An 8,748-nucleotide genomic window follows, 5' to 3' on the forward strand; every position below is an offset into this window, starting at 1 on the left:
GACCAGGTGCGCGGCACCCGGACTTAACCTCGAAACGTACCGAACTCGGGTATTCCGGAGGGCAGTTGGGGGCATCACGTCTCCAGCAGCCGCGCAACCTCGAGGAGGGGCACGTGCTTCAGCCCGCACAGAAGGCGGATGTCGTCGTCGTGGGAGCGGGAGTCGCCGGTCTGTCGGCGGCTCTGCGGCTGGCCGCGGCAGGCGTCAGCACCGCAGTCCTGGAGGCCGCCCCGTTCGTGGGCGGCAGGATGTCGACGGAGAAGGTCGACGGCTTCCGGCTGGACCGGATCGGTCAGCTGTTGTTCACCTCGTACACCGAACTGTGCACCACGCCGGGCCTGGACGACCTGGTGCTGCGCCCCTTCGCGCCGGGGGTGCTCGTGCACAGCGGGGGCCGGCGTCACCATGCGGGCGGCCCCGAGGGAGTGCCCGTGAGCGCTTGGGGAGCGCACACGGCGCAAGAGGGGGCGCACGGGGGCGTGAACAACCCCTCGGAGGCGTACGGGGCCCACCGGGCGGCCGAGGACCGGGGGGCCGGCGACGACCCGTGGCGAAACGTTCCTCCGGGGGTCGCGGCGGGCGCGCTCGCCCCGGTCCCGCCCTCCTCCTCCACCCACTCCCCCGCCCCCCACCCCGTCCTGGACCCCGCACCGGATCCCGTCCCGGCGCGGGCGCGCGCCGGGGCGGCGGCCGCGATCCGGATGGCCGGTCTGCGGGCGCGCAGGCCCCGCCTGGGCCGGGTCCGTCCGCGCCCGGGGTGGCAGCCGGCCGCCACCGGCCGGCCCGGGGCGCCGGGCGGTCCCGGTGAGCGGGCGCGGCTGGCGTCCGCGCTGGCCCAGATCGCCGCCACGCCGGTGGAGCGGCTGCTGGCCCGTGCCGAGATGCCGGCCGCCGAGGCGCTGACGGCGCGCGGCGTGCCCGCGCGCACGGTGGAGGGCTTCCTGCGCCCGCTGCTCGCGGCGCTGCTGTGCGACCCGGAGCTGGCGGGGTCGAGCCGGTGCGCCGACCTGGCGTTGCGTGCCTGGGCGACCGGGCGGCTGTGCGTGCCGGAGGGCGGCGCGGAGGTGGTGCCGGAGCTGCTGGCCCGTGCGCTGCCGCCGGGGACGGTGCACACCGGGGTGCGGGTCACCTCCGTCTCCACGACCTCGGTGACCACGGCGGAGCACGGCGAGTTCCGCTGCCGCGCGGTGCTGCTGGCCACCGACGCGCGGACCGCCGCCGCGCTGCTGCCGGGGCTGCGGGTGCCGGACTTCCACCCGGTGACGGTGGTCCACCACACCACCACCGAGGCGCCGGACACCAGCTCCTTCCTGCTGCTGGACGCCGAACGCGGCGGGCCCGTGGCACACACCGCGGTGGTCAGCCGCGTCGACCCCACGCGGGCGCCGGCCGGGCGCGCGCTGGTTTCGTCGACGGTGCTCGGGGCGCCGCCGCGGAACGTGGACGGTGCCGCGCGGGACCACCTGGCGAGGCTGTACGGGGTGTCGACGCGGTCGTGGGAGACCCTGGCGGTGCACCACACGGCCGAGGCGGTGCCGGTGATGCGTCCGCCGCACGACCCGCGGCGGTCGGTGCGGCTGCTGGCCGGGCTCTACGTGTGCGGCGACCATCGGGACACCGGCACGGTGCAGGGCGCCCTGCACTCGGGGCAGCGGGCCTCCGCCGCCGTCCTGCGCGACCTGGGCGCGGGCCCGGCGCTGCGCCCGGGCGAACACGTCCCCCGGCCCCGGGCCGCGTAGGCCGCCCGCGCCCGGCGGGACGAAGGGGCCCGGCCCTCGGCGCCCTCGCCGAGGGAGCGGCCGGGCCCCGCCACGACGTCACGGCCACGACGTCACCGCCACGACGCCATGGTCACGGCGTCACCGCCACGCCCCGGACCCGATCCCGCCGCGCGCCGCACCCTCAGGCCCCGTCCGGCGCCACCGCCCGGCCGGTGACCGGGCAGATCCTGCCCGTGCGCAGCCCCTTGGCCGCCAGCACCCGGCCGATCCGCGGGACGGCCTCCAGGGTGGTGGCGGGCCAGTCGTGCAGGAGGATGACCTGGCCGTCGGTGAGCCGTCCGGCCGCCTCGACGATGGCGTCGGCGCTCGCGCCGTTCCAGTCCTGCGGGTCGACGTCCCAGAGGATCTCCGTGAGGCCGTACTTCGCCGCGGCGGCCCGGAGGGTGTCGTCGGTGTCGCCGTACGGCGGGCGGAACAGCGTCGGGACGCCTCCGCCGGCGGCGGCGACGGCCCGTTGCGTCCGGGCGATCTCGGACTCCATCGCGGCCGGGTCGAGCCGGGTCATGTACGGGTGGCTGTAGCTGTGGTTCGCCACCCACATCCCGGCGGCGACCTGGGCGCGCACCAGGCCGGGGTCCGCCTCGACATGGTTGCCCTGGTTGAACATGGTGGCCCGCAGCCCCGCCTCGCGCAGGGCGGTCAGCAGGGCCGGGGTGCGGCCCGACGGCCCGTCGTCGAACGTGAGGCCGACGTACCCGCGGCAGGTGGTGCCCCCGGCGGCGGGCGGACGGAACGACGTGGACATGGGTGGGTCTCCTGGTCGGGGGACGGCTCGGGCCGCCCGGACACGGTACGTCCGGGCGGCCCCTCATCCTTGGTGGCGCCTTTCCTCGGTCCGGTCCGGGCCCGGCATGGGGACGGGCCCGGACCGGATCAGCCGGCGCTGCAGCTGACGGTGGGCCAGGTCCAGGTGCCGTTCGTCTGGATGGTCATGCCCCAGTTGTTGCCGCTGCCGTTGGACTTCGCCACCAGGGTCTGGCCGTCCGGATAGCTCGCCGAGACGTTCCAGGTGGCCAGGACCTTCTCCGGCGACGGGACCCTGACCGTGACCGTCCAGTTGCTGGATCCGCTGACCGACACGTTGAGGTTGTACCGGTCGCTCCACTTGTCGCCCGCCGACAGGACCGCCGAGCAACCGCCCGGGTTGGTGGGCGGCGGGGTGGTGGGCGGCGGGGTGGTGCCGCCGCCGCCGGAGGAGCCGCGGCTCACCGTGATGTTGGAGCTGCCGCTGCTGTTGTAGCCCTCGGTGGCCATGATCTCGTAGTTGGCGGAGCCGAACTGCAGGCCGGCGTTCTTCCAGGCGTTGAAGATGTTCGACTTGGTGATGGTGCCGCCGGTGCGCTTCGCCTGACGGACCGCCCAGTACTGGGTGAAGGTCTTGTTGCCCTCGATGGACGGGGCGTTGGTGCGGGTGGCCTTGTACAGGTCGTAGGTGCTGCCGTCACTCTGGACCGAGCCCACCCGAGTGGCTCCGCTGCTGGGGTTGTAGTTGCCGTAGTTCTCGACGATGTACCACTCGACCAGCGGGTTCTGGTACCACCCGTACAGCGCGAGGTAGCAGTTGCCGTTGCAGTTGAACGAGCCCGAGTACGTGACCGAGCTGGTCGCGTTGCCCGGGTTCCAGCCCTTGCCCACGACGATGTTCTTCGCGCTGGTGTTCCAGGTCAGGCTGTAGTTGCCGCCCGAGTTCAGGGTCATGGACCCGCCGCTGGCCTCCTGCCAGAACGAGTAGAAGTAGCCGTCGTGATTGCCGGTGCTGTTGGACGTGACGACCGTGGCCGCGTTCGCCGGGGCGAAGCCGGCCACGTAGGCGAAGAAGGCCACGATCAGGACGCTGACGCTGCGGATCACGGAGGGAACTCTGCGGCGCTTGCGGCCGACGAGCTGAACGTCACTGTTCATCCGTCAATCCTCCTTTGCGAGTGGGGGGATGGCGACTGATGACCAGTGTGCGGAGACGCACATCCGTGTCAATTGTTTCGGTAGAACTTTCGAAATCCCTTGAGGCCCCAGGCCGCTCAAGACCCCCCGCTGACAACGGTGTTAGAGCACCCGCGAACGGCTCCGCGCCGAGGATGACCAGAACCCCGCCCAGGGACGTCACCTGGGGCGGGTGGCGGATTCCGAAAATTTCGAAGTGCTTGCGCAACGTCGGCGGCCGGCCCGCCCGGCCGGCCCGCGGCGCCGTCGCCCCCCACGGGGCGGCATGGCGCACAGGACGATCACCGCGACCCCGTCGGTCGCGGACCGCCACCGGAACGGCGGTGGGCCGTGCCCTCCCCCTCGACGGGGGAAGACACGGCCCACGGCCCACGTACGGCCCGGAGCGCTACGCAGCAGCTCCGGCCCGCACGGTTTCTAGATGTCGTAGTACAGCTCGAACTCGTGCGGGTGCGGGCGCAGCTGGATCGGGGCGATCTCGTTGGTGCGCTTGTACTCGATCCAGGTCTCGATCAGGTCCGCCGTGAAGACGTCACCCTGGAGCAGGTACTCGTGGTCGTCCTCCAGCGCCTTGAGCACGGCGTCGAGGGAGGTCGGGACCTGAGCCACGTTGGCGTGCTCCTCGGGAGCCAGCTCGTAGAGGTCCTTGTCGATCGGCTCGGCCGGCTCGATCTTGTTCTTGACGCCGTCCAGGCCGGCCATCATCAGCGCGGCGAAGGCCAGGTACGGGTTGCCGGAGGAGTCCGGGGCACGGAACTCGACGCGCTTGGCCTTCGGGTTGGCACCGGTGATCGGGATGCGCATCGCGGCGGAGCGGTTGCGCTGCGAGTACACCAGGTTGATCGGGGCCTCGAAGCCCGGGACCAGGCGGTGGTAGGAGTTCACCGTCGGGTTGGTGAAGGCCAGCAGCGACGGGGCGTGCTTGAGGATGCCGCCGATGTAGTGGCGGGCCATGTCGGACAGGCCGGCGTAGCCGGTCTCGTCGTAGAACAGCGGCTGGCCGTCGGTCCACAGGGACATGTGGACGTGCATGCCGGAGCCGTTGTCGCCGAAGATCGGCTTGGGCATGAAGGTGGCGGACTTGCCGTTCCTCCAGGCGACGTTCTTGATGATGTACTTGAACAGCATCAGGTCGTCGGCCGCGGCCAGCAGCGTGTTGAACTTGTAGTTGATCTCCGCCTGGCCGGCGGTGCCCACCTCGTGGTGCTGGCGCTCGACCTGGAGGCCGGACGCGGCCAGCTCCAGGGACATCTCGGCACGCAGGTCGGCGAAGTGGTCGACCGGCGCGACCGGGAAGTAGCCGCCCTTGTACTTGACCTTGTAACCGCGGTTGTTGTCCGTGGCACCGACGTTCCAGGCGCCCGCCTCGGAGTCGATGTGGTAGAAGGCCTGGTTCGCCTCGGTGGAGAAGCGCACCGAGTCGAAGACGTAGAACTCGGCCTCGGGCCCGAAGAAGGCGGTGTCGGCGATGCCGGTGGACGCCAGGTAGGCCTCGGCCTTCTTCGCCACGTTCCGCGGGTCGCGGGAGTACTGCTCACCCGTGATCGGGTCGTGGATGAAGAAGTTGATGTTGAGGGTCTTGTCCCGGCGGAAGGGGTCGACACGGGCCGTGCTCAGGTCGGCGCGCAGGGCCATGTCCGACTCGTGAATGGCCTGGAAGCCGCGGATCGACGAACCGTCGAAGGCGAGCTCCTCGTGCGGGTCGAACGCCTCGGCGGGAATCGTGAAGTGCTGCATCACGCCCGGCAGGTCGCAGAAGCGAACGTCAACGAACTTGACGTCCTCATCGGCGATGAACTTCTTGGCCTCGTCGGCGTTCTGGAACATCCAGCTCCTCCTACTCCCGGCCGGTTCCGCCAGGGGTGGTAGTACTTCGTGCGCCAGTGCGGTGACACACGCTGTCTGGGACCCTAGTGATCGGCGATTTCTCGAACATGACTCATTTGTTTCCGGGAAGTTAACCGGCAGCTCGCCGACGGCGTGCCGCCGGCGCGCGAGGGTCTCCTTCCATGGTCCTGCCCCGGGCGGCCGGGCGCACCCCGCCCTCCGCCACGCGCGCGCACGGCAAGTACCGTGGAGTCCGTGGACAACAGGCAAGCACTCGGATCGTGGCTCTCCGGCCCCCGCGCGGCGGCGGAGGAGGCCGGTGTCGACTTCGGCTACCGCGGCCAGCAGCTCGGGCTGCCCGAGCAGGGCCCCGGCTCGGTGGCGCGCCCCGGGCGGCGCCTCGGCGCGCTGGCCGTGGACTGGGGTCTCTGCATGCTGATCGCATACGGTCTCATCACCGATGGTTACGGTCAGGCAACGGGTAACTGGGCGCTGCTGATCTTCTTCGCGCTGGGCGTGCTGACCGTGGGAACCCTCGGTTTCACACCGGGCAAGCGGCTCTTCGGGCTGCGGGTGGTCGCGCTCGCCGGAGGCACGGTGGTGCCGTGGCGGGCGGCCCTGCGGACGCTGCTGCTGTGCCTGGCCCTCCCCGCCCTGGTCTGGGACCGGGACGGCCGCGGCCTCCACGACCGCCTCGCCGGCACGGTCGAAGTCCGCCTCTGACGCACGCCGCCCGTTTCCCGGCTCGGTGTGCCCGCTTCTGCGGCTCGGTGTGCCCGCTTCTGCGGACCGGTGTGCCCGCTTCTGCGGCCCGGGGGCCGGCGGAAACGGGTACACCACCGGGCATGACGACCGGACAGGCCGACCACCGGACGGGCCGGCCAGGCGGGCCGACCAGGGGACAGACATGCGGAAGGGCGCCCGGGGGAACCGGGCGCCCTTCACGTTGGGGTCGGGGGGCAGCGGGTCAGCGGCCCTTGCTGCCGCGGGGGAGCTTCATGCCCTTCGGCATGGGCCCCTTGGGAAGCGGCATGTTCTTCATCAGGTCGCCCATCGCCCGCAGCCGGTCGTTGGTGGTGGTGACCTGCGGGCCGGTGAGCACCCGGGGGAGCTTCATCATCGTGGTGCGCAGCTTCTTCAGCGGCACCTGGCCCTCGTCGTTGCCCACGACGATGTCGTGCACCGGCACGTCGGCGACGATGCGGTTCATCTTCTTCTTCTCGGCCACGAGCAGGCTCTTCACCCGGTTGGGGTTGCCCTCCGCGACCAGCACGATGCCGGCCTTGCCGACCGCCCGGTGCACCACGTCCTGGCTGCGGTTCATCGCGACCGCCGGCGTCGTCGACCAGCCCCGGCCGATGTTGTCCAGCACCGCCGCTGCCGCGCCCGGCTGGCCCTCCATCTGCCCGAAGGCGGCCCGCTCGGCCCGGCGCCCGAACACGATCGCCGTCGCCAGCAGGGCGACCAGCAGACCCAGGATGCCCAGGTAGATCGGGTGACCGATCAAGAAGCCGATCGCGAGGAAGACACCGAAGGTGATGATTCCGACAGCCGCGAGTACAAGACCGATCTTCTTGTCGGCCCTGCGGGTCATCTTGTACGTCAGGGCGATCTGCTTGAGTCGCCCGGCATTCGCAGACTCCGCTGCGGTTTCCTTCCTCGCCATGTCTGGAAGTCTACGTGCACGACCCCGCCGCCACGAAGGCGGTGCCCGCTCCGTGCCCGGCCGGTCCCGTGCGGTGACCGGTCAGGAGCGGAGCGCGGGCGCCCCGTCGAGCACGCGCTGCGCCTCGACCCGCTCCCGGGCGCGCTGCCGGTCCGCGACGACGCCGCTCCACGCGTTGCGCCGCGCGGTGCGCTGACCGCTGCCGAGCAGCAGCGCCTCCACCGCGAGCAGCGCCCCCGTCAGCGACGCCCGGCGCGGGGTCACGGCGGTGCGGGCCTGGTCGGCGGCGCGGGTCCCGGCGGCGCGGGCGGGCGCGCCCTGCGTCGTGTGCACGGCCTGCACGGCTCGCACGGTCTCCGTGGTCACGGTCACGTTCCCCCCTGGGAGTCGTGGGCTGCGCGCGGCGCGCGCCGGGTTACAGAGTCCTCGAACGGTGTTACCAGAGGGTGACCCACCGGTCAAAGCCGGATGAAAAGCGTGCCCGCGCCCGTCCACTGGTGGGACGGACGCGGGCGGGGTGACATCGGCGGGCGGCGGCGCGGCTCAGACCGCCGGGGCGGCGGCGGTGCTCAGGCCGCCCGCGGCGCGCTGCTCGATCGCCATGCCGTACAGCCGTCCGGCGCGGTACGAGGAGCGGACCAGCGGGCCGGACATGACGCCGGCGAAGCCGATCTCCTCGGCCTCCCGCTGGAGCTCCACGAACTCCTGGGGCTTGACCCAGCGCTCCACCGGGTGGTGGCGCACGGAGGGCCGCAGGTACTGGGTGATGGTGATCAGCTCGCAGCCGGCGCCGTGCAGGTCGCGCAGGGCCTCGCTGATCTCCTCGCGGGTCTCCCCCATGCCCAGGATCAGGTTGGACTTGGTGACCAGGCCGAACTCGCGGGCCTTGGTGATGACCTCGAGGGAGCGCTCGTAGCGGAAGCCGGGGCGGATCCGGCGGAAGATCCGGGGCACCGTCTCGACGTTGTGCGCGAAGACCTCGGGGCGGGACTCGAAGACCTGCTGGAGGAGCTCGGGCACCGCGTTGAAGTCGGGGGCGAGCAGCTCGACCTTGGTCCGGCCGCCCTCGCGGGCGGCGGTCTGCTGGTGGATCTGGCGGACGGTCTCCGCGTACAGCCAGGCGCCGCCGTCCTCGAGGTCGTCGCGGGCGACACCGGTGATGGTGGCGTAGTTCAGGTCCATGGTGACCACGGACTCGCCCACCCGGCGCGGCTCGTCACGGTCGAGCGCCTCGGGCCTGCCGGTGTCGATCTGGCAGAAGTCGCAGCGCCGGGTGCACTGGTCGCCGCCGATGAGGAAGGTCGCCTCGCGGTCCTCCCAGCACTCGTAGATGTTGGGGCAGCCGGCTTCCTGGCAGACGGTGTGCAGGCCCTCGCTCTTCACGAGGTTCTGCATCTTCGTGTACTCGGGACCCATCTTCGCCCGGGTCTTGATCCACTCGGGCTTGCGCTCGATGGGGGTCTGGCTGTTCCGGACCTCCAGGCGCAACATCTTGCGTCCGTCGGGTGCGACTGCGGACACATCGGCTCCCTG

Annotated in this window: 8 protein-coding genes; 2 read left to right on the top strand and 6 right to left on the bottom strand. The window is 71.7% G+C overall.

The features are described 5' to 3' along the window. The first annotated feature begins 113 nt into the window (after positions 1-113). Complete coding sequence (locus tag GBN72_RS18280) at positions 114-1,739, top strand: FAD-dependent oxidoreductase (RefSeq protein ID WP_151772923.1); 1,626 nt, start codon at positions 114-116, stop codon at positions 1,737-1,739. Between the two features lie 163 nt (positions 1,740-1,902). Here GBN72_RS18280 and GBN72_RS18285 read toward each other — a convergent pair whose 3' ends face one another. The 3 genes from GBN72_RS18285 to glnA form a co-directional block, all read right to left on the bottom strand. Then, positions 1,903-2,526: a polysaccharide deacetylase family protein gene (locus GBN72_RS18285; RefSeq protein ID WP_151772924.1), complete on the bottom strand. Its 624-nt coding sequence runs from the start codon at positions 2,524-2,526 to the stop codon at positions 1,903-1,905. A 128-nt stretch (positions 2,527-2,654) separates the two neighbouring features. Further along, entirely contained in the window at positions 2,655-3,683 is a 1,029-nt protein-coding gene (locus GBN72_RS18290) for a glycoside hydrolase family 11 protein (RefSeq protein ID WP_151772925.1), read from the bottom strand. Between the two features lie 456 nt (positions 3,684-4,139). Continuing rightward, the gene (glnA, locus tag GBN72_RS18295) at positions 4,140-5,549 is read right to left on the bottom strand and encodes a type I glutamate--ammonia ligase (protein WP_151772926.1); all 1,410 of its coding nucleotides are present in this window, start codon (positions 5,547-5,549) and stop codon (positions 4,140-4,142) included. Between the two features lie 255 nt (positions 5,550-5,804). Between glnA and GBN72_RS18300 the strand changes: the two genes are divergently transcribed. Further along, the gene (locus GBN72_RS18300; RefSeq protein WP_151772927.1) at positions 5,805-6,272 is read left to right on the top strand and encodes an RDD family protein; all 468 of its coding nucleotides are present in this window, start codon (positions 5,805-5,807) and stop codon (positions 6,270-6,272) included. Between the two features lie 244 nt (positions 6,273-6,516). Here the strand turns inward: GBN72_RS18300 and GBN72_RS18305 are convergent, their stop codons facing one another. The 3 genes from GBN72_RS18305 to lipA form a co-directional block, all read right to left on the bottom strand. Continuing rightward, positions 6,517-7,215, bottom strand: a complete 699-nt coding sequence (locus GBN72_RS18305; protein WP_151772928.1) for a DUF4191 domain-containing protein — start codon at positions 7,213-7,215, stop codon at positions 6,517-6,519. 81 nt (positions 7,216-7,296) lie between these two features. Beyond that, complete coding sequence (locus tag GBN72_RS18310) at positions 7,297-7,479, bottom strand: hypothetical protein (protein ID WP_151773300.1); 183 nt, start codon at positions 7,477-7,479, stop codon at positions 7,297-7,299. Positions 7,480-7,758: 279 nt separating this feature from the next. Continuing rightward, positions 7,759-8,736: a lipoyl synthase gene (gene lipA / locus GBN72_RS18315; protein WP_151772929.1), complete on the bottom strand. Its 978-nt coding sequence runs from the start codon at positions 8,734-8,736 to the stop codon at positions 7,759-7,761. Positions 8,737-8,748 lie beyond the last annotated feature (12 nt).

This window comes from Streptomyces abyssomicinicus (assembly GCF_008974245.1).
In the GTDB taxonomy this organism is placed as follows: Bacteria; Actinomycetota; Actinomycetes; order Streptomycetales; family Streptomycetaceae; genus Streptomyces; species Streptomyces abyssomicinicus.

Excerpts from the sequence above, each read along its gene's own strand:
- GBN72_RS18285 (WP_151772924.1), bottom strand. The coding sequence starts at position 2,526 with ATGTCCACGTCGTTCCGTCCGCCCGCCGCCGGGGGCACCACCTGCCGC.
- GBN72_RS18290 (WP_151772925.1), bottom strand. The coding sequence starts at position 3,683 with ATGAACAGTGACGTTCAGCTCGTCGGCCGCAAGCGCCGCAGAGTTCCC.
- glnA (WP_151772926.1), bottom strand. The coding sequence starts at position 5,549 with ATGTTCCAGAACGCCGACGAGGCCAAGAAGTTCATCGCCGATGAGGAC.
- GBN72_RS18305 (WP_151772928.1), bottom strand. The coding sequence starts at position 7,215 with ATGGCGAGGAAGGAAACCGCAGCGGAGTCTGCGAATGCCGGGCGACTC.